Consider the following 18180-nt stretch of genomic DNA (forward strand, 5'->3'; position numbering starts at 1 on the left):
AACCACTACTTTGGTCTTCCGTGTCATTCCGTCCGATAGATGGTGAACACCATCTCTTCTTTCTTCGGATCATTCACTTTTTTCTCTAAAGCAAGACCGAACATTAAATCTTGGCCCTTCAACGTGCGGTTTAACAAGTCGACAATTTTGTATACATCTGCCGTCGGCTCGATTCGAACCGTCGCCAACGTCTCGATATTCGAATTCATGATTACTCCTCCTTCAAAAAACACTATACCCATTATTATAAAACGATAATATCACGATGCCTAGCGTTATCTCTGATTTCCTAGGCCGGTCTTTTCTTTCTCGTCTAAAAATAGCTCCAGTTCGGCGAGTGCAGTCTCGAGCGGACCGTCGATTCGGTCGACGGCCGGCAAACTGTTGATGAACTGCTTCCCATAACGGGTCGTCTCGACACGACGGTCAAAGACGAAGATGGCGCCGTAATCCTCTTTCGAGCGAATCAGACGGCCGACCCCTTGTTTAAAGCGGATTACCGCTTGCGGGAGTGACAGCTCAAAGAATGACGATTTGCCTGTCGCCTCGATTTTCTCGGACCGCGCCTGCATGACCGGTTGGTCGGGCGGGGCGAACGGGAGTCGGACGATAATGAGGCAAGTGAGTGCCTCGCCCGGAATGTCGACGCCTTCCCAGAAGCTGGCCGTCCCGAACAAAATCGATTGGTCGATGCGCTTGAATTGTTTCGTCAAACGGCTGCGTGATCCGCCGCTGACGCCTTGGGCGAGGAGCGTATAACCTTCATCAAGCTGGTCTTTGACGGCCTCGTGCGTCAACCGCAACAGTTCGTTCGATGTGAACAAGACGAGCATCCGTCCTTTCGTCACATTGGCGATTTGGGCAATCGAGCCTGCAATCTGTTCGACGAACCGCGGCAACGGAACCTCGTTGATGAGCGGGATATCGGATGGCACGAACAGTTTCGCTTGTTTCTTGAAATCAAACGGTGACGCCAGGACGACGCGACGGACATCCTCGCCGTCGAGTCCAAGACGGCGTTCGATGAATCCGAATCGGCCCGAAACGGTCATCGTCGCCGACGTCAAGACGGTCGAACGCTTGGCGAACAGTCGTTCATGCAAGAGCAGACCGATTTCGACCGGTTGCGTATACACCGAAGTCAACTTACGATTGGCCAGGTTGAGTTCGACCCAACTGACAGCATCGTCATCCCGCGTGAGCATCGTCTCGTAGAGCACGCTCTCGATATCGCGCACGTCCCCGATGAACGCCTTCAAATCCCCGAGTACGGCCCGTTGTTTGAACGTCATATGTTCTTTATGCTCATCGAGAAGGCGATGCAGTTGCCGGAGCGTCGTCCGGAGTGTCCGCAGACGGTCTTCGAGTCGCTTCGCCACTTCCCGAATCGGACGGAACGGCTCCCCTTCCCGCTCAAAGCGGACGGTTTGACGTTGCTCCCGCTTTTTACCGAGCGACTGGAGCGCCGTGAGCAAATCGTTCAGTTCATCGTCGACGCGGGCGAGCGCTTGATCGGTCGCCTTGCTGAACGCCTCGGCTTCTTCTGCGACGGCCGTCAAATCAGCGAGTCCGAGCACGCGTGAATGGAACTTGCCATCGGCGCCGTAACCGAACCACTTGAACAAGCGGTCGAACTGAATCGCGTCGAACGTCACACCGAAGTGATGCGACGCGACTTCCTCGACTTGATGGGCCTCATCTAAGATGAGCGGCGTATCGGTCGGAAGAATCCCGGCCTGATGCTGCAAATCAGAGAACAATAAGGCGTGGTTCGTCACGATGATATCGGCCTCTTTCGAGCGCAAGACGGCCCGGGTGAAGAAGTCCCGGCTATACCACGGGTCAAAGCGGCCGAAGTCCGAGGCCGCGTCGGCTTGGATGAGCCGTTTGAACGAGGCCGGCCCTTGTGACGCCGCGCCTGGTAGCGACAACTCTTCCAAGTCGCCTGTCACGGTCTCGGTCAACCAGACGAGTACCATCGCCTTGCACATCGCTGGGAGCAAGCCTTCGTTCTCCTCCTCGAGAATCATCTCGAACTTGCGGAGGTCGATGTAATTGCGTCTCCCTTTCAACAACGTGAATTCGACTTCAGGGAAAATCGCTTTTAAAATCGGCAAATCTCGAGTCAACAGCTGTTCCTGCAATTGAATCGTATGTGTGCTGACGACGACCGGTCGTTTCGTCTCGAGCGCGTGATGTGCGCTCGGAATCAAATACGCCAACGTTTTTCCGGTCCCTGTCCCCGCCTCGATTAACAGTGTCGCTTCGTCATCGAGCGCTTTATAGACGTGGCGCATCATCTCGAATTGACTTTGCCGCGGCTCGAATTGCCCGAACAATGCCGGGAGCGTCTCTTCAATCGTCCGGTGAAGGAACGGCTCGAACGGCTCGCGTTCGATGGCGGGTTCGAACGTGTCGACGAGACGTCTCAGTGCGATTTTCCGATGAATATCGTACGTCGTCTCGTCGTCGGCCCGGATCCCGACTTGAATGATCAACTCATCGAGCAGCGGCTCGACGTTGCTCGTCCACGACTCGGACAACCGCCGCAATTGTTTTAGCGTGACGAGCGGTAACGCTCGCAACCGCTCGACCAAGCGAACGAACAGTTCAGCCGTTGCCTCGGCGTCGCTGAGCGCGCGGTGCGCGTCGGTGTGGACGAGGTTGAACGTCTCGGCGAGCGACTCGAGTGCGTGGCTCTCGAGCGTCGGGTATAGAATCCGCGCCAGCTCGACCGTGTCGATGGCCCGGCCCTGGAACGGGATATACCCGGCCAACTCTAAGCTTTCATTCAAAAAATTCAAATCAAACGATACATTATGGGCGACAAAAATCCGCCCGTCTAGCATCTTCCATATATCTGGGATCACTTCCTCAAACGTCGGGGCTTCCGCCACGTCTTGATTCGTGATCGTCGTCAACTGCGTGATAAAAGGAGGGATTGGGCGACTCGGACGAATCAAGGTACTGTAGCGCTCAATCACTTCACTCCCTTGAACGACCACCGCCGCAAATTCAATCAATTCGTCGCCGGACTTGACGGAATGACCAGTCGTCTCCAAATCCACTATCACATAGGTGTCCATAACATCCATCCCATCTTCGGCACGCTCGTGCTTTCTGTCTGTCTCATCTTACCATAGAACGATACACGAAAAAACGGGGATGCCTCTCGCGGACATCCCCGTTCGTCTTATAAAATCGTATGGGCGATTTCTTCGTATAGAAGTTGATCAATCTCGTTTCGCTCGTTCAAGACGGCGACTTTCGGACGATGTTGTTTCGCTTCCTCGGCCGTCATTTGACCGTACGCCATGATGATGACGACGTCCCCGACTTGGAAGTGACGGGCCGCAGCCCCGTTCAAACAGACGACACCTGAGCCTCGTTCGCCCTTGATGACGTACGTCTCGATGCGAGCCCCGTTATGGTTGTTCGTGATGTGGACATGCTCGTTCTCCATGATCCCGACCGCATCCATTAAATCTTCATCGATCGTGATCGAGCCGACGTAATGTAAATTCGCCTCGGTGACGGTCGCCTTGTGTAGTTTTGCGTGCATAAATGTTCGAATCATTGGATTCATCCTTTCTTCCAAATCACATTATCAATCAAGCGGGCCCGTTCGAACTGCACCGCTACAGCAATCAATAGTTCGGTTGACGCGGAGGTCACCTCGGTCAACGTCGGATAGTCTTTGATTTCGACATAGTCGATCGTACTGCTCGGAATGTGCTTCAAGCGGTCCTCGAGCCGTGCCATCACGTCTCGAATCGCCTCACCTTGCGCAAGGGCGTCTCGCGCCTCAATCAAGGCACGGTTGATGTCACTCGCATCCGCCTTCTCTGACTCCGACAAATAGACGTTACGGGACGATTTCGCAAGGCCCGACGGTTCACGGATAATCGCACAGCGGCGAATCTCGACCGGGACGAAATAGTCGCGGACGTAACCTTCGATTAGAGCAACCTGTTGCGCATCCTTCAACCCAAAGTAAGCGCGGGTCGGACGGACGAGATTGAACAGTTTCGAGACGACGGTCAAGACGCCATCGAAATGACCGGGACGACTGGCCCCGCATAAGACGTCAGCGCCGGTGCGCACCGTCACACGTGCCATGTCGAGCGGATACATCGTCTCCGTGTTCGGGTAGAACAAGACGTCGACACCCGCCTCGCGAGCGAGTGCCTCGTCCCGCTCGAAATCACGCGGATAGCGGTCGAGGTCTTCGTTCGGTCCGAACTGGGTCGGGTTGACAAAGATACTCATGACGACGAGGTCGTTTTCTGACTTGGCCGCTTCGACGAGACTGAGGTGCCCTTCATGCAAATAACCCATCGTCGGGACGAAACCGATCGTCCCGACACCTGTCAATGCTTCTTGTAACGAACGTGGGGTCGTGACGATGTTCATGCCTTGCCCCCGTAGAGCGTGTCGAGCAATGACTCATCCATCGTGAACGTGTGCCGTTCGAGCGGGAACGAGCCGTCTTTCGTCGCATCGACGTAATTGCGGATTGCTGTCGTCGCTACTTCATTCACGTCGGCATATGCCTCGACGAACTTCGGAAGGCGGTCGACGCCATATTTCAAGATATCGTGATAGACGAGTACTTGGCCATCCACATCGGCACCCGCACCGATTCCGATGACCGGGATGCTGAGCGCCTCGGCAATCTTTTTGGCCAATTGATGCGGCACACACTCGAGGACGAGCATCTTCGCGCCGACCCGTTCCGCCTCGAGGCTATCGGCAATCAACTGTTCTGCGTCTTCGAGCGACTTGCCTTGTACTTTATAACCTTCGAGCACACCGACCGATTGCGGAGTGAGACCAAGGTGGGCGACACACGGCATACCGACTTTCGTCAGACGCTCGATCGTTTCAAGCACCTCACCCGCCCCTTCAAGTTTAATCGCATCGGCTTGTCCGTCTTGGAACAACGTCGCGGCCGCTTGAAGCGTGCGGTCGAAATCACCGTGGTATGTCGCGAACGGCATATCGACGATGACGAACGTGTCACGGGCCCCGCGGCGAACCGCTTTCGCGTGATGGACCATGTCCGAGATTGTCACAGGAATCGTCGAATCGTAACCGAGCACGACCATCCCGAGCGAGTCCCCGACTAAAATGATATCGACGCCTGCAGTCTCGGCCAGTTTCGCGGACGGGTAATCGTAGGCAGTCAACATAACTAATTTTTCTTCTTGCTTCATCTTCTTCAATAACGAAGTCATCGTATGCATATAGTTCTCCTCCTAATGTGGAGACAGGTTAGAAAAAACGCCTTCCTACACGAATGGTAAGAAGGCGCACGAAAACAATCTCAAGTAGATGAGTGTCCTTCTGTCCCTGTCAAAATGATCAAGGCAGACAAAAAAATGTAGTGACGGTCTGCAGTACTGGTACACTTCGCGAGCGATAGCGTCCGGCACATTCATTATAGACCACGAACCCGTTTCCATCAATCATTCCAAACTGCGATCTCGGCAGAATAAATCGGCTCGACCGTTCCTTCATGTTCCAACAGGAGTGCCCCTTCCTCTGAAATGCCGCGCATCGTCCCGCGTCTTGGCTTCCCTGACGCCGTCAACGTCACCGGTTCGTTTAGATAGGCGGCGTGTTCGAGCCAATGGGCGCGCACAGAATCAAATCCTGAGGCGAGGAACAAATCGTATTCCGTCTCGAGCTCGGCGAGCAAGTGCGCGAGCAACTCGCTTCTCCGATACGTCTGATTCGTTTCAAGCTTGATGGACGTCGCGCGATGGGCGAGCTCGTCCGGGATGACATCGCTATTGACGTTCAACCCGAATCCGAGGATGACGGCTTGAATCCGGTCACCCTCCGTCTGCATCTCGGTCAAGATGCCGCCGATTTTTTTCCCATTGAGCAACAAGTCATTCGGCCATTTGATGGTAGCCGGGATACCTTGCGCATGCAGGGCGCGCGCGAACGCGCTCGCCGCCATGAGCGTCAGCTTCGAGGCGTCGCGAATCGGCAACGCCGGGCGCAGGATGACACTCGCCGCGATATTGACGTGGCTCGGATTATACCAGTTCCGGCCGAGTTGGCCTCGTCCCGCTGTCTGCTCCTCGCTGATGACGAGCGTTCCTTCGAGGACGCCTTTTTGCGCCAATTCATGGGCGATGCGTTGGGTCGTATCGACTTGATCAAACGCATGGACGGATTGTCCGAAGCGTCCTATTCGGAACGATACGAACGCTGGCTCATCGAGTCGGTCGGTCTGGCCGAACAATTGATACCCTTTTCGAGGAATCGTCTCAATCGCATACCCATCTTGTTTTAACATCTCAATATGCTTCCAAATAGCGGTACGTGAAATATTTAATTGACGGGCCAACTCCTGACCACTCCAGACGGTCCCGTCCTGCAACAGGTTTAATACTTTTCCGCGTGTTGAAGCCATCGTTTCGCCTCCTTTCGTAACGGTTCCGGTTCGTTGGCGAGCTCGCCTTCCAGCACGAGCCGTTCGACGTGGGCGAGCACTTGTTTGATGAGCGGACCCTTGGCCCCGATTTGGAGCGCGTCACGGCCGTCGAAGCGAAGCTCCCGGCGCGATTGAATCGGCAACTGCCGCTTCAACTGTTCAGCCGTCTCCGTCCGACCCGACATGTCGAGATACGTCGAGAGCGTCGCCGTCGTCGTCTCGTAAATCGTGAACGTGTCGAGGCCGGTCGTGAACAACCGGGCGAGCACGTTCGCTTCCCGTTTCAGCGCGTTCGAGCGTTTCCACGGCGTCAACCAATCGGTCGCAGCGGCATGATGGACGAATAGCGCCCAGCCGCCGACCGGATTGACCGGCGTCCGTCTGTCGGCGATGACGCGCTCAATCAGTTCTTCCGAGACGTTCGGTAAGTACTGATGGATGCCGAGGTCCAGTATCGCCGCCAGCGCTTTTCGATACGCCGGACCGACCATCAGCTTCTCAAACTCGATGGCGACCCGCTCCATCGCGATGTCTTGCAGTTTATGACCGAGTTCGCGGGAAGCCCGTTGCACGTCGTCATCGAGACGGAAATCGAGCTGGGCCATGAAGCGGAACGCCCGCATGATGCGGAGCGCGTCCTCATTGAAGCGTTCGTACGGGCTGCCGACGGTACGAATGACACGCGCCTCAAGATCCATCCGACCGCCGAACAAATCGACGACGTTGCCATCGTGGAACGCCATCGCGTTCATCGTGAAGTCGCGCCGTTTCATATCCTCCTCGAGCGAGACGCCGAGCGACACGTGGTCGGGCCGTCTCGAATCCGAATAGGTCCCTTCCGACCGGAACGTCGTCACTTCGAACGGATGATGGTCGAGAATGACCGTCACTGTGCCGTGATCGATTCCGGTCGGTACCGATTTCGGGAACAAGCGCATGACTTCGTCCGGAAAGAGCGACGTGGCGATATCGATGTCATCCGGAAGCGTACCGCGCATATAGTCGCGGACGGCCCCCCCGACGATATACGCTTCGCCGCCGTGGGCGTTAATCGTTTCGATAATCTGTTTGGCGTATTCCCATTCCGTCATGGGCGCACCACCTGTTCATAAAGCGATTCATATGCCGTGACGATATCGGCCGACGCGAACTGTTTGGCCCGTTCGAGCCCGTTCGTGCGGAAGCGTGCATGCAGTTCCCCGTCAAGCAAAATCGCTTCGAGCGCTCTCGTCGCCGCGAGCGCGTCGCCGCGTTTGACGACGAACCCTTCCACGCCGTCAGTGATGACTTCCGGCAATCCGCCCGCATCGCTGACGACCGACGGGACGCCCGTCGCCATCGCCTCGAGCGCGACGAGACCGAACGCCTCTTTGTCCGATAACAGGATGTGGACGTCGCAAATCGACAAGAGCGCCGCCACTTGTTCTTGCTTCCCGGCGAAGATGACTTGCTCTTCGAGTCCCATTTCGCTCACGAGGCGGCGCATCGCTCCCATGAGCGGACCGTCGCCGACGAGGAGCAGTTTCTTATGTGGGACGTTCATCTGCTGGAACGCCTCGAGCACGAGATCGATTCGCTTCACTTGCCGGAAGTTCGAGATATGGATGACGACCCGGTCTTGATCGGACAAGCCATACCGTTCGCGGAGCGACGTGTCGGCCTGCGGTTGATAGACCGCCTCATCGATGAAGTTGTGGATGACGTCAATCGATAAGTCGGACCCAATCCGCTCGAGCGTCTCTTGCTTCAAACTGTCCGAGACGGCCGTGATGGCGTTCGATTGGCGTAAGCCGTACAAAATCGCCGGCTTCAATTCCTCATCTTCCCCGAGCACGGTGATATCCGTGCCATGGAGTGTCGACACGATCGGTGTCTTTGTCCCCGCCATCTCGCGTCCGAGGGCGGCACAGACGGCGTGCGGCACCGCATAGTGGGCGTGGATGACATCGAGGCCGAACGCCCGGATGACGCTCGCAATCTTCGACGCCAGCGTGATGTCGTACGGTGGATACCGGAACACCGAGTATTGATTGATCTCGACTTGGTGGAACGTGATGTTCGGATGATAGGCGTTCAATCGGAATGGGATGCTCGACGTGATGAAATGGACGTCATGGCCCCGGTCGGCGAGTTTCATCCCGAGCTCGGTGGCGAGAATGCCCGAACCCCCGACCGACGGATAACAGAGAACTCCGATTCGTAGACTCATGTGAGCTCACCTGCCCGATGGACGACGTACGGGCGACTCGTCATCAACCCTTCCGCATATGCGGTCCCGATTAAGCTGCCGAAGTGACGTTCCCGCGCCAACACCCGTTCGAGATAGGCGTCCGTGAGCGGCGTTGCCACGCCGTCGACCGGTGTGAACTGACTGGCATAGGCGCGCAAGGCGTCAAGTTTTTGCTCGATTGTCCCTGTGATGTCGATGCAGACGTCCGGTGTCGTATGGGCGTTAATCATATATTGATAGACGCTCGACGGCCGATATGCCGGGACGTCGGGCATGTATTTACGGATTCCGGCATTAAAGAGCGCCTCCTCGACGAGTCGGGCGCAGGCGCCGTGGTCGGGATGGCGGTCGATGCCGTATGGATACAGGACGTGTGTCGGACGCTCGGACCGAATCAATCGGACGATTGCCTCGATTTGCGTGGTGTCCCCGGTCAGGCCCCGGTCCGGGAACCCGAGATTGATGCGACGGATGCCGAGCACCCGATCGGCCGTTTCGGCTTCGATGCCGCGTGTGACGACGTCCCCGTTCGAAGACAGCTCCGCTCTCGTCAAATCGACGTATAGGACGTCGACCCCGGCCTCGGTCCATTGGGCGGTCATGCCGGCGATTCCGATTTCGATATCGTCTGGATGGGCCCCGATTGCTACTATTTTCATAAAATCACCTCTTCTGTGAAAATTATATCGGACTCATCGCAGAATGTCATATGTAGAGGGTAGTCAATCGAGAGGTTTTTCGAGTACGCTACTAGGTGGGAGGTGAACCAAATGACGGTACAATTACCGATTCGGTTTCGCAATATATTCTTTATTTTAATTGGTTCCTTTATCTTCGCGTTCGGCGTCTATCATTTCAACGTCCAGAACAATTTGGCGGAAGGCGGATTCACGGGCATCACCTTGATTCTGCGCGGTTTGTTCGACTGGTCGCCATCGATCACGAACTTGGCGCTCAACATCCCGCTCTTTTTTGTCAGCTACAAGCTGCTCGGGCGGACGACGTTCATCTATACGCTCATCGGGACGTTCAGTTTCTCGCTCTGGTACGCCCTCATCGCCAAGTACTCGAATCTAATCATCGATTTGACGGACGATATGGTGCTCGCGAGTCTATTCGCCGGTCTCTTCATCGGAGTCGGTCTCGGCATCATCTTCAATAACGGCGGGACGACGGGAGGTGTCGATATCATCGCCCGGCTCGTCCAACGTTATATTGGCTGGTCAATCGGCAAGACGTTCCTCGTGTTCGACTTTTTCGTCATCGTCCTCAGTTTGACGTATCTCGATATCCGCGAGGCAATGTACACGCTCCTCGCCGTCTATATCGGTGCCCGCGTCATCGACTCGATGCAAGAAGGGACATACGCCGGCAAGGCCGCCATGATTATCAGCGACCATCGTACGGCCATCGCTGACGGGATTCACGCCACGATGAACCGCGGGACGACACGGCTCCTCGCCAAGGGCGGCTATTCGAATAAAGAGCTCGAAGTGCTATACGTCGTCGTTGGACGAAACGAAGTCAATCGGTTGAAGACAATCGTCAAACAGATCGACCCGCACGCCTTCGTCACGTTCCACCACGTCTATGAGGTCGGCGGTGAAGGGTTCACGTTCGATGAGAACCGTGTCCCGCTGAAATAAGTCACGACAAACGACGCCCCGTTCGGATGAACGGGGCGTTTCATTATGGCTCGATCTGGACGATCTCAAAATCGAGTGGGCCGCCCGGTGAAGCGATTGATACGGATTGACCGACAACGCCTCCCATCAACCCGCTACCGAGCGGGGACGATACGGAAATCGTTCCTTCCGCCAAATCAGCCTCGAGCTCACCGACGAGGCGATACGTCTCATCGTTCCCGTCCGGTAATTCCCGAATGACGACTCGGCTCCCGAACGCGACGACGTCGGGCCGACCCTCGTCGACGATGACGGCATCAGCGAGCAGACGCTCCAGTTCGATAATTTTAGTCTCAATCCGCTCTTGTTCCCGGACCGCGTCCGCATACGTCACGTCTTCACGGAAATCACAAAACTTCCGGGCCGTCTTGACGCGTTCGAGCGCCTCGCGCCGGCTATCGCCACGCAACGTCTCGAGCTGCTCCTGCAAGCGGAGACGCCCCGCTTTCGTCAATCGTGGGTGATTCATCGGCTGCTCCTTTCAAAAGCGAAATGAAAAAGTCCCGTCACGTGGACGGGACCCTTGATTCTACTCATCACGTGGCATAAAGACGATGAGTGCCAAACGGATCAGTTCGGCGACGGCGACGAGTGTGGCCGCCACATATGTCCAAGCTGCCGCGTTGAGCACTTTGCGTGCGCCCGACTCTTCCGTTGCCGTGACGATACCGTGGCTCGTCAATTCAGCCATGGCCCGTTTCGAGGCATCGAATTCGACCGGTAACGTGACAAGCTGGAACACGACCGCCCCGAGCATCATGATGACACCGAGTTGGGCGAGACCCATCGCGCCGAGCAAGAAACCACCTAAGAGAAGTGGGAACGACAAGTTCGACGTGATGTTCACGACCGGGACGAGACGATGACGGACCCGCATCATCTTATAATCGGTCGCATCTTGAATCACGTGGCCGATCTCGTGGGCCGCAATCGCAGCGGATGAAATCGTCGCGCCTTGATACACTTCGCGCGACAGACGGACGACTTTATTGACCGGGTCGTAATGGTCACTCATCAAACCATCGACCATCTCGATCCGGACGTTATGAACGCCGTTTTGTTTCATGATGAAGTCAGCGACCTGTGCACCCGTGACTCCGCTTTGAATCGGTTGTTGGAGAAACTTTTTGTACGTACTTTTCACTCGCATCTGGGCCCATAACGGAATGAGCATAATCAGTGCAAGATAGAAAATATAGCCACCTAATGACATGTTCTCTATCACCTCTGCGTGTATTTGATAATCTGATTTTACATTCTAATGAACTTATTATCAAGCGAAGTGCGTAGGATGATGTGGTATCCCATAAAAAAACATATTCCGGTCAACCAGAACGACCCGTAGCCGATCCAGGCGATATGTTCGGCCAGTGACGGATAACGCGGCCATTGTCCGAGCATGTAGTCAACGACGTCGTTATGGATGACCCAGATGAGCGTCAAGACGAACGAGCGGACCGTCCATGTCATGAACGGTGCATACAACAGCGCCTGGAACGCCATCGCCCCGTGTGACACCATCAGCATGACGGCCATGAGCACGGTGAACGTCTCGGCATCCGGACCGAGTTCCCGTAAGAACAAGATGTTCATGATGACGGCCCATACCCCGTATTTGATGAGCGTCACGAAGGCGAGCGTCTCCATGAGGGGCGACTTCTTCCCGGCAATCCATAAGCCGAGCACGACCGTGAAGAAGAGCGAAGCTGTCGGACTGTCCGGCACGAACGGCCAATAGATGAGCGGTGTGTCACGGAGCTGGGGCTCATACCAGACATATCCGTAAATCGTTCCGAACAAGTTGATGATGAACAAGAGCACCAAGACGGTCCGATGGGTGAGAATCGGGCGTAGCATATGTATCATTCGTGTATTCCATCCTTTTTTTCTCTATTGTAGCGCAACGGAGGCGAAGTAAAAAGAAGCGTGACCCGTTAGACGGGCCACGCTTCTTGAACCAATCGATTATTGGTTGTTTTCGCCGCCTTCACCGTATGAAGCGATGAATTCAGACATGGCTTGGAGATCTTCATCCGAACCATCCCATTGACCGGCTGGCATCGTACCGACACCGTTGACCGCGATATCCGCGATCTCTTCGGCCGTATACTGTGTGCCGACGAGTGCAGGAGCTGCTGCCCCGCCTTCGAGGTTCTGACCGTGACAGTTCACACAAGACTGAGCCGAGTAAATCTCATAGCCAGGTGCGGCCGTATCGATTTCAGGGCCCTCGCCCGGAACTTCCAAGATCCCTTGTTCATGAACTTGATCCCAGTGCGTCGTTTGAACCGATTCCCACGTCAAGTAGAAAATCGACAACACGCCGAGAAGCATGAAGCTAATGGCGACCGGACGTTTGGCCGGACGGCGTTCGAGTCCTTGGTCGAGCCATGGTGCGATCAAGAGCGCCGTGAAAGCGACCCCTGGCAAGATGACCGTCCCAAGCAAGATCCAATCCCCTGCTGCGAACTGATACTTGAGCAATTGATACAAGAACAAGAAATACCAGTCCGGAAGCGGAATGTATGACGTGTTCGTTGGGTCGGCGATGTTTTGGAGCGGTGGGGCCTCGACAATCGTCAAGGCGATGAATCCGATCAAGAAGACCGAACCGACCATCCACTCTTTCAACAAGAAGTTCGGCCAGAACGCTTCCGTGCGTCCTGGATACTCTGAATAGTCTTTAGCAATATTTTGTTTCCGATTCGAGATTCCTACTCGAGAGTCGGTTACAAATTTCATCCCTTTACCGCGATGCATATCGTTTCTCCTCCTTTTTGTCTTCGATTCGGCTTATAGCGGTCCTGAGATCCCTTGCTTACGAATCATCAAGAAGTGGGCTCCGAGGAGTCCGAACAAGGCCGCCGGTAAGAAGAAGACGTGAATGGCGAAGAAGTTCGTGAGCGTCCGTGCGCCGACGATCTCGCCACCGGCGAGAAGCGTTTTGGCGATACCACCAATAACCGGGACACTCTCGGCAATTTGAAGTGTAACTTTCGTCGCGAACAACGCTTTCATATCCCACGGCAACAAGTACCCTGTAAGACCAAGCGCCAAGACAACGAAGAACAAGAGAACACCGACGACCCAGTTGAGTTCGCGAGGTTTCTTATACGACCCGGTAAAGAATACGCGGAGCGTATGTAAGAACAACATGACGATCGCAACCGATGCGCCCCAGTGGTGCATCCCACGAACGATTTGTCCGTGCGCGATCTCGTTTTGAAGATAGTACACCGACGCGTGCGCGTTGATGATGTCTGGTACATAGTACATCGTCAAGAACATCCCTGACAGAATTTGAATCACGATCGTGAAGAACGTCAGACCGCCGAAGCAATAAACAAATGCTGAAAAGTGATGGGCAGGGTTGACGTGTTCTGGAACTTCATGGTCAGCGATGTCGCGCCATAACGGCGTGATGTCGACGCGTTCATCGACCCAATCATAAATTTTTTGTAACATCGACTATTCCCCCTCTCACAACTGTGCGACTGGACTGCCCAAGTATAGGAAGCCGTCTTTTTCTTCTTTTTCGTAGCGTGCAAGTGGTGCAGTCGGAGGCGTACCAGGAATGTTCGTTCCATCTTTCTCATAGCGACCGAAGTGACACGGGCAGAAGAATTCTGTCGGTCGAGTCGGGTCTCCACCATATCCTACTTGGCAGCCGAGGTGCGTACAAATTGGAGACAAGGCGATGATTTCGCCGCTCTCATCTTTAAATACCCACGCCGAAAGCGTTTCTTCAAATTCATACCAAGCATCTTGCGTTTGTTTCTTAAAGTCGACACGTTGCGGCTCAGTCGTGATGTCATCAAGACTGATGACTTTTACTTTATCGCCCGCTCCCGATTTTTTTAAGACCGGATCGATCGCAAAGTTGACCATCGGACTGATCAATGTTGCCGCCATAAAGCCACCTACACCAGTCAACGTATACGTTAAGAACTGACGGCGTGTGACTTTTGACCCATTTTGAGCCATTTCGTTCCCCCCTCATTCGTGTGCATAACCCCATAATTCTTTATGCATTCTTCACAAAAATTTCTCACTCAACAAAATAGTATATCAATAAAACCTCCACGTCAACCGCTTCATGTCGCCATCCAACGGCTCGAAAGATCGGTAATGACTTGCGTCGCAAAATTTTGAACCATCGTGTGCGACTGCTCGCCGGACATGCCTTTCAACGCAAGCGGCGGAACGAAAATAATCGGCAGTTCAGAGCCCTTGAAACGCAAATCCGAGGAGATGAACAACACGTGGGTAAACCCCGATGCCGTCGCCTGAACAGTAACTTGTTCGGCGAGCGCACGCCCTGCCTCCGCGTCGACATAACTGATTGTCGGGCTTAGCATCGTCCGGCCGGACAATTGGCGCTCGGTTTCAAGTGCCACCGCCTGGATGACTTCGTTTCCTTCGGCTTTCCGCACCATGTCCTCATCAAACGCCAATTCGACGAGCGGGACGACGAGCGTATCGACGTATTGGCGTTCTGAGAGCGACTTCATCGCGTCTAGACCATCGAACCTCATCTTCCTCCTCCTCTCCATTAGACATACATCATTATGTTCATTGTAGCGTACCTACAATCGTTCCCTCTGCGAAACTTATGAACGAAATGTGAAATTATTGTGTATTCCTACGTCATTAATATACCAAAAAACAAGCGCAACCCATAACGGAAGCGCTTGTTTTTATTAAAATAATTTTGAGGCTCGGACTTGATGGAGCTGGCTCGTCAAGTTGCGGAACAATTTCTCGTCCCGTCGGTCGAGTGCCTTATCGATTTCGACGAGCAGACGCTCCTCCTCGAACTGGGCAACCGAGGCCCGAATGACCGTCTGGGCCGACGTCGTCACTTCGTCTTTCACTTCGGCGACGGGTTCGAACGGATTCAATTCCACGATATCAATCCACAGCTCATCAATCATCATGCCTTGAAAGTTCAACTCCACGTAGATGGCGCCGTCGTGGAGCCGGATGTCGTGATACGCCTTCTCGGGATTGACCGTGATGAGGTCATCCCGACGGTAACGGAACGGTTCGCCGTCAAATCCATACGCCGTCATGATCAGACTGCGCGGTGAGACCGAGGCGTTCGTGACGAAATGAACGTTCCCGAGTTTTTCTGGATGTCTGAGCCAGTAGTCGATAATCCACTTGGCTTCTCGTTTACGAAGCGTATGATGAGCGAGGAATCGCTTTAAAAATGTTCTTTTCCGCTCGACCATATGACCCCATCTCCTTTATATCGTTTAATCGTGATCCGTCAACCGTTCGAGCCGCTCTTCAAGTGCTTGGCGGTCATCGACATCGACAGTGTGCGCAAGCGTTTGCTCGAGCACTCGTTGCGCTTGGTCACGCTGTCCTTCTTCTATCAATAGTGTAGCCCATTCAATCGCAAATGACACGTCCTCTTTATAAACTTGCTCGATCGACCGGTATAACGTGACGGCCGTATCATAGTCCTCAAGTTCATAGGCCGCTTTCGCCTTGTACCATGTCATGAGTGGAGACGTCGAATGTTCCTCGAGCGCATCGATTGTCTCGAGGACGGCCTCCATGTCCCCGGCTTCGAACAAGACCGATAAGAGCAGCTCAGTCGCCTGAAGGGACTCCGGATTCAATGCGAGCGCCTCGCGCAGTTCCGTGACCGCCTCATCTGTCCGACCTTGTTTCAAGAACAGTTTCGCTTTTACCGTACGCAACTCGTCGTTATAGTCGTCGCGGTCAATCCCTTGGCCAATCACCTCGAGCGCCTCATCGAAGCGGCCGAGTTCGTCGAGCGCTTCCGTGTAAGGCAGATAGAGCGACGTGAAGTCCGGGTCCATCGAGCGAAGCGACTCAAACTGTTTGACGGCAATTTCGTCACGTCCGATGCGGTGGGCCGTCATGGCGTGACCGAAAATCGTGTTCAAGTTGCGGTCTTCCGCCTTCTCATACTCATCGAGTGCCTCTTCGAACGAACCGATCATCGTGAGCGCCTCGGCGTAATCGGCCTGATAATCGAGTTCTTCCGGCAAGCGCAAGTGCGGCAGACGCGCGTACAGCGGTACCGCCTGTTCGAACGATCCGATCGACGCGTACAACTCGGCCAATCCGTAGATGAGGAGCGGTTCGTCCGGGTTCGTCTCGAGCGCCTCCATCAGTTTCTTGACGGCGACCTCGTCCAACCCTTGTGATTGATATAAATCGGCGAGGAGGACGAGGCTACGCATATGCGCTTCCTTGTCCGTCGTATCGATTTTCTCGAGGACGGCAATCGCCTCTTCTTCCCGGTCACTGTCCAAGTAGGCCTCGGCGAGCGACAAGGCGACGTGCGGGTTGCCCGCATAATCGACATATAGCGCTGCGAGCAACTTGACGGCCCGATCGGCGAGGCCGAGTTCGAGGTAGAGATCGGCGATGGCCAACCGGTCCTCGTCCGACCCTTCCTTCTCGAGCGATTCGAGATGCATGAGGGCATGCTCCGTCTCACCTTTTTCAAGCATCTCAATGATATGGTTTAATTCTGTTTCGTCTAACATCGTCAAAATTCCTCCTAGCGGCTACTCGTATTGACGTTATTCTATCTCACGACCGAGTCGTTGTAAATCGTCACGGAAGCGCGGGTAACTCACGTCCGCTGCCTCGACATCGTCAATCGTCACATGTTCCGTCGTCAATAAGTCCGCAATTTGGAGCATCATCGCCAAGCGATGATCTCCGTGCGAGGAGACGTGTCCCCCGTGCAAACGGCTCGGATAGACGTCAAAGCCGTCATCCGTCTCGCGAAGGTCGACACCGAGCGCCTTCAATTCGCTCGCGACCGTCTGAATCCGGTCCGTCTCTTTCACGCGGAGCTCCCCCGCATCCCGGACTGACGATGGGCTCGACGCCTGCGACGCGACGAGGGCGAATAATGGCAACTCGTCGATTTGATGTGGGATGGCGGTCCCGTCCAACCGGATGCCGTGGAGCGTGCTCGTCGACACGGTGACGTCCCCGACCGATTCTTCTCCGAGTGCGCGGACGTTCGTCACGTCAACGTGCGCCCCCATCCGTTCGAGCGTGCGCAAAAAGCCAATCCGTGTCTCGTTCAAACAGACGTCGGTCGTCGTGACGCGACTATCCGGGACGAGCGCGGCCCCGGCCCACCAAAAGGCGGCCGAGGACGGGTCAGCCGGTACGGCCACCGTCGCGCCTTCCAGGACGGACGGCGACAGCCGAATCGTCCGAACCCCCTCTTCCGAGGTGATGTCAATCTGCCCGTTGAACAGCGGCAGCATGCGTTCAGTATGATCCCTCGACAAGACCGGCTCGCGCACGATCGTCGGGCTGTCCGCACGGAGTCCAGCCAATAAAATGGCTGATTTCACTTGCGCGCTCGCGACAGGCAACGTGTAATCGATGCCCGTCAACGCCCGCCCGCGGATGTGGAGCGGAGCGACGTCACCTGCAAGGTCGGCTCCCATGGCGCGCAACGGGGCAGTGACGCGTCGCATCGGTCTCTTCGAGAGCGAGGCGTCGCCGGTGAGCGTGAACGTCCCGTCGTAGCCTGCAAGCAGTCCCGTCAAGAGACGCATCGTCGTGCCGGAGTTCCCGCAATCGAGTTCCGCCGACGTGAGCGACGGGCTGCCAATGATGACGAGTCGTTCCGCTTGTTCATCGACTTGTGCGCCCAAACGACGGATCGCCTCGAGCGTCGACCGGCAATCATCACCGAGGAGCGGGTCGTACACTGTCGTCTGTCCGTGCGCCACGGCCCCGAGCAATAACGCCCGGTGCGTAATCGACTTATCGCTCGGTACGCGTATCAATCCGTTCAATCCCAT

At 55.2% G+C, this 18180-nt stretch carries 20 protein-coding genes; 1 reads left to right on the plus strand and 19 read right to left on the minus strand.

Going from position 1 to position 18180, the window contains the following annotated elements; genetic code table 11:
* Positions 1-23: 23 nt before the first annotated feature.
* From KNP95_RS06345 to bshB1, 9 genes are all read right to left on the minus strand, one after another.
* Complete coding sequence (locus KNP95_RS06345) at positions 24-209, minus strand: YpmA family protein (protein WP_021067223.1); 186 nt, start codon at positions 207-209, stop codon at positions 24-26.
* A gap of 66 nt (positions 210-275) precedes the next feature.
* The gene (dinG, locus tag KNP95_RS06350) at positions 276-3086 is read right to left on the minus strand and encodes an ATP-dependent DNA helicase DinG (RefSeq protein ID WP_214836212.1); all 2811 of its coding nucleotides are present in this window, start codon (positions 3084-3086) and stop codon (positions 276-278) included.
* A gap of 107 nt (positions 3087-3193) precedes the next feature.
* A complete protein-coding gene (panD, locus tag KNP95_RS06355; RefSeq protein WP_021067221.1) occupies positions 3194-3577 on the minus strand; it encodes an aspartate 1-decarboxylase in 384 nt (127 codons plus the stop codon).
* A gap of 5 nt (positions 3578-3582) precedes the next feature.
* Positions 3583-4413 carry a pantoate--beta-alanine ligase gene (panC, locus tag KNP95_RS06360; RefSeq protein WP_214719755.1) on the minus strand — a complete coding sequence of 277 codons (831 nt, stop codon included), beginning with the start codon at positions 4411-4413 and terminating at the stop codon, positions 3583-3585.
* Entirely contained in the window at positions 4410-5246 is an 837-nt protein-coding gene (gene panB, locus KNP95_RS06365; protein ID WP_214836215.1) for a 3-methyl-2-oxobutanoate hydroxymethyltransferase, read from the minus strand. Before panB ends, panC begins: the two co-directional genes overlap by 4 nt.
* A gap of 218 nt (positions 5247-5464) precedes the next feature.
* Complete coding sequence (locus KNP95_RS06370; RefSeq protein ID WP_214836218.1) at positions 5465-6427, minus strand: biotin--[acetyl-CoA-carboxylase] ligase; 963 nt, start codon at positions 6425-6427, stop codon at positions 5465-5467.
* A complete protein-coding gene (locus KNP95_RS06375; RefSeq protein ID WP_214836221.1) occupies positions 6400-7539 on the minus strand; it encodes a CCA tRNA nucleotidyltransferase in 1140 nt (379 codons plus the stop codon). The genes KNP95_RS06370 and KNP95_RS06375 overlap by 28 nt, the downstream gene beginning before the upstream one ends.
* Positions 7536-8657 carry an N-acetyl-alpha-D-glucosaminyl L-malate synthase BshA gene (bshA, locus tag KNP95_RS06380; protein ID WP_021067216.1) on the minus strand — a complete coding sequence of 374 codons (1122 nt, stop codon included), beginning with the start codon at positions 8655-8657 and terminating at the stop codon, positions 7536-7538. The genes KNP95_RS06375 and bshA overlap by 4 nt, the downstream gene beginning before the upstream one ends.
* The gene (gene bshB1 / locus KNP95_RS06385; RefSeq protein ID WP_214832833.1) at positions 8654-9337 is read right to left on the minus strand and encodes a bacillithiol biosynthesis deacetylase BshB1; all 684 of its coding nucleotides are present in this window, start codon (positions 9335-9337) and stop codon (positions 8654-8656) included. Before bshB1 ends, bshA begins: the two co-directional genes overlap by 4 nt.
* 111 nt (positions 9338-9448) lie before the next feature.
* Here bshB1 and KNP95_RS06390 point away from each other — a divergent pair, with 111 nt between their 5' ends.
* Entirely contained in the window at positions 9449-10324 is an 876-nt protein-coding gene (locus KNP95_RS06390) for a YitT family protein (protein WP_214836224.1), read from the plus strand.
* A gap of 43 nt (positions 10325-10367) precedes the next feature.
* Here the strand turns inward: KNP95_RS06390 and KNP95_RS06395 are convergent, their stop codons facing one another.
* The 10 genes from KNP95_RS06395 to aroA form a co-directional block, all read right to left on the minus strand.
* Positions 10368-10832 carry a GreA/GreB family elongation factor gene (locus tag KNP95_RS06395; protein ID WP_214836227.1) on the minus strand — a complete coding sequence of 155 codons (465 nt, stop codon included), beginning with the start codon at positions 10830-10832 and terminating at the stop codon, positions 10368-10370.
* Positions 10833-10892: 60 nt separating this feature from the next.
* Entirely contained in the window at positions 10893-11576 is a 684-nt protein-coding gene (locus KNP95_RS06400) for a zinc metallopeptidase (RefSeq protein WP_214836230.1), read from the minus strand.
* Between the two features lie 38 nt (positions 11577-11614).
* A complete protein-coding gene (locus KNP95_RS06405; RefSeq protein WP_214836233.1) occupies positions 11615-12229 on the minus strand; it encodes a DUF1405 domain-containing protein in 615 nt (204 codons plus the stop codon).
* A gap of 99 nt (positions 12230-12328) precedes the next feature.
* Entirely contained in the window at positions 12329-13123 is a 795-nt protein-coding gene (locus KNP95_RS06410) for a menaquinol-cytochrome c reductase cytochrome b/c subunit (RefSeq protein ID WP_021067210.1), read from the minus strand.
* 33 nt (positions 13124-13156) lie between these two features.
* On the minus strand, positions 13157-13828 hold the full coding sequence (gene qcrB, locus KNP95_RS06415) for a menaquinol-cytochrome c reductase cytochrome b subunit (protein ID WP_021067209.1): 672 nt from the start codon (positions 13826-13828) through the stop codon (positions 13157-13159).
* A 15-nt stretch (positions 13829-13843) separates the two neighbouring features.
* Positions 13844-14347, minus strand: a complete 504-nt coding sequence (locus tag KNP95_RS06420) for a QcrA and Rieske domain-containing protein (protein ID WP_021067208.1) — start codon at positions 14345-14347, stop codon at positions 13844-13846.
* 110 nt (positions 14348-14457) lie between these two features.
* Positions 14458-14898 carry a DUF2487 family protein gene (locus KNP95_RS06425; protein ID WP_021067207.1) on the minus strand — a complete coding sequence of 147 codons (441 nt, stop codon included), beginning with the start codon at positions 14896-14898 and terminating at the stop codon, positions 14458-14460.
* Between the two features lie 165 nt (positions 14899-15063).
* A complete protein-coding gene (locus tag KNP95_RS06430) occupies positions 15064-15597 on the minus strand; it encodes a ReoY family proteolytic degradation factor (protein WP_214836235.1) in 534 nt (177 codons plus the stop codon).
* 24 nt (positions 15598-15621) lie between these two features.
* Positions 15622-16893: a tetratricopeptide repeat protein gene (locus tag KNP95_RS06435; RefSeq protein ID WP_214836238.1), complete on the minus strand. Its 1272-nt coding sequence runs from the start codon at positions 16891-16893 to the stop codon at positions 15622-15624.
* Positions 16894-16929: 36 nt separating this feature from the next.
* Positions 16930-18180, minus strand: coding sequence for a 3-phosphoshikimate 1-carboxyvinyltransferase (gene aroA / locus KNP95_RS06440; RefSeq protein ID WP_214836241.1), 1251 nt, complete (start codon positions 18178-18180; stop codon positions 16930-16932).

Source organism: Exiguobacterium sp. s36, assembly GCF_018618345.1.
In the GTDB taxonomy this organism is placed as follows: Bacteria; Bacillota; Bacilli; order Exiguobacteriales; family Exiguobacteriaceae; genus Exiguobacterium; species Exiguobacterium chiriqhucha.

What these genes read in the sequence shown, in the direction of transcription:
- dinG (WP_214836212.1), bottom strand. Translation starts at nt 3,086, where the DNA reads ATGGACACCTATGTGATAGTGGATTTGGAGACGACTGGTCATTCCGTC.
- KNP95_RS06375 (WP_214836221.1), bottom strand. Translation starts at nt 7,539, where the DNA reads ATGACGGAATGGGAATACGCCAAACAGATTATCGAAACGATTAACGCC.
- qcrB (WP_021067209.1), bottom strand. Translation starts at nt 13,828, where the DNA reads ATGTTACAAAAAATTTATGATTGGGTCGATGAACGCGTCGACATCACG.
- KNP95_RS06435 (WP_214836238.1), bottom strand. Translation starts at nt 16,893, where the DNA reads ATGTTAGACGAAACAGAATTAAACCATATCATTGAGATGCTTGAAAAA.
- KNP95_RS06395 (WP_214836227.1), bottom strand. Translation starts at nt 10,832, where the DNA reads ATGAATCACCCACGATTGACGAAAGCGGGGCGTCTCCGCTTGCAGGAG.
- KNP95_RS06420 (WP_021067208.1), bottom strand. Translation starts at nt 14,347, where the DNA reads ATGGCTCAAAATGGGTCAAAAGTCACACGCCGTCAGTTCTTAACGTAT.
- KNP95_RS06390 (WP_214836224.1), top strand. Translation starts at nt 9,449, where the DNA reads ATGACGGTACAATTACCGATTCGGTTTCGCAATATATTCTTTATTTTA.
- KNP95_RS06425 (WP_021067207.1), bottom strand. Translation starts at nt 14,898, where the DNA reads ATGAGGTTCGATGGTCTAGACGCGATGAAGTCGCTCTCAGAACGCCAA.
- panB (WP_214836215.1), bottom strand. Translation starts at nt 5,246, where the DNA reads ATGCATACGATGACTTCGTTATTGAAGAAGATGAAGCAAGAAGAAAAA.
- bshB1 (WP_214832833.1), bottom strand. Translation starts at nt 9,337, where the DNA reads ATGAAAATAGTAGCAATCGGGGCCCATCCAGACGATATCGAAATCGGA.
- KNP95_RS06405 (WP_214836233.1), bottom strand. Translation starts at nt 12,229, where the DNA reads ATGATACATATGCTACGCCCGATTCTCACCCATCGGACCGTCTTGGTG.
- KNP95_RS06410 (WP_021067210.1), bottom strand. Translation starts at nt 13,123, where the DNA reads ATGCATCGCGGTAAAGGGATGAAATTTGTAACCGACTCTCGAGTAGGA.
- aroA (WP_214836241.1), bottom strand. Translation starts at nt 18,180, where the DNA reads ATGGGATTGAACGGATTGATACGCGTACCGAGCGATAAGTCGATTACG.
- panD (WP_021067221.1), bottom strand. Translation starts at nt 3,577, where the DNA reads ATGATTCGAACATTTATGCACGCAAAACTACACAAGGCGACCGTCACC.
- panC (WP_214719755.1), bottom strand. Translation starts at nt 4,413, where the DNA reads ATGAACATCGTCACGACCCCACGTTCGTTACAAGAAGCATTGACAGGT.
- KNP95_RS06370 (WP_214836218.1), bottom strand. Translation starts at nt 6,427, where the DNA reads ATGGCTTCAACACGCGGAAAAGTATTAAACCTGTTGCAGGACGGGACC.
- KNP95_RS06345 (WP_021067223.1), bottom strand. Translation starts at nt 209, where the DNA reads ATGAATTCGAATATCGAGACGTTGGCGACGGTTCGAATCGAGCCGACG.
- KNP95_RS06430 (WP_214836235.1), bottom strand. Translation starts at nt 15,597, where the DNA reads ATGGTCGAGCGGAAAAGAACATTTTTAAAGCGATTCCTCGCTCATCAT.
- bshA (WP_021067216.1), bottom strand. Translation starts at nt 8,657, where the DNA reads ATGAGTCTACGAATCGGAGTTCTCTGTTATCCGTCGGTCGGGGGTTCG.
- KNP95_RS06400 (WP_214836230.1), bottom strand. Translation starts at nt 11,576, where the DNA reads ATGTCATTAGGTGGCTATATTTTCTATCTTGCACTGATTATGCTCATT.